Origin of the sequence: Thiohalocapsa halophila, assembly GCF_016583825.1 — a bacterium.
In the GTDB taxonomy this organism is placed as follows: domain Bacteria; phylum Pseudomonadota; class Gammaproteobacteria; order Chromatiales; family Chromatiaceae; genus Thiohalocapsa; species Thiohalocapsa halophila.
The window spans coordinates 1-990 of record NZ_NRRV01000214.1 but is presented as its reverse complement, the minus strand read 5'-3'; the positions used below and the strand labels follow the sequence as shown (position 1 = coordinate 990).

Annotated in this window: 1 protein-coding gene; it reads left to right on the top strand. The window is 63.2% G+C overall.

Annotation, left to right across the window (positions count from 1 at the left end):
* Positions 1 to 348: 348 nt before the first annotated feature.
* Positions 349 to 990: FAD-dependent oxidoreductase (locus tag CKO31_RS26060; protein WP_200243822.1), on the top strand; the 642-nt coding region annotated here is incomplete at its 3' end.

Here is a 990-nt window from a genome sequence, read left to right as displayed (position 1 = left end):
ACAGCAGTAGTGCGGTTGCCGGCTCGGGATTGTTGCTTGGCGGGGGTGATCAGGCTGATTCTTGCCATTGCGATAGACGGTTGCGCGCGCTCGTGCAGCTTCGCAGATCGGCGATGCCACGCCTGGCAGAGGGCGGCGACGGCACGATCTGCCGCTCGGAAACGATGCTAGGATACACCCGGTCCCCAAGCAATTGCGGATTCCCGAGCCCGGATCTCACAATTGATGCGGTCGCTCAGTGAGAGGCTCACGGGATGCCTCACCGCGGCCCTTGTTGCCGAAGGGGCTGGCGGTCGGAGTCGGCTTCGTCGCGGGTTGAGCGGCAGGTTCCAACAGGGCGAGCGACGCGTGCAGAAGAACAACACACCCATCCTCAAAGACCTCGTGCTCATCGGCGGCGGCCACAGCCATGTCGGCGTGTTGCGTCGGTTCGGGATGAGACCCCTAGCCGGGGTTCGGCTGACCCTGATCTGCAAGGACGTGATGACGCCATACTCGGGCATGCTTCCGGGTTTGATTGCCGGCCACTACGCCTTCGACGACGCGCACGTCGATTTGAACAGGCTGGCCCGTTTTGCGGGCGCGCGGTTTTACAACGACGAGGCGACAGGCTTCGACTTCGACAAACAGCTTGTGGTGTGCCGTCATCGACCGGCAGTCTCCTTTGATGTCGCGTCTGTCAACATCGGCTCGGCCCCGGTGACCGTCGATGTCCCTGGCGCCGCCGATCATGTGGTGCCCGTCAAGCCTATCGATCAGTTTGTCGCGCATTGGGAGAGAATGTGCGCGCGGGTTCTAGGGCGCTCGGAAGCGAGCATCGGGACCACGCGAATCGGCGTCGTCGGTGGCGGCGCGGGCGGTGTGGAAATGATCCTGGCGGTCCAGTATCGGCTCCGGCAGCTGCTGGCCGAAAAGGGTCGAGATGCTAAGCGTCTCGAGCTCCATCTGCTCACCGACACGGACGAGATCCTGCCTACCCATAACCCGAGG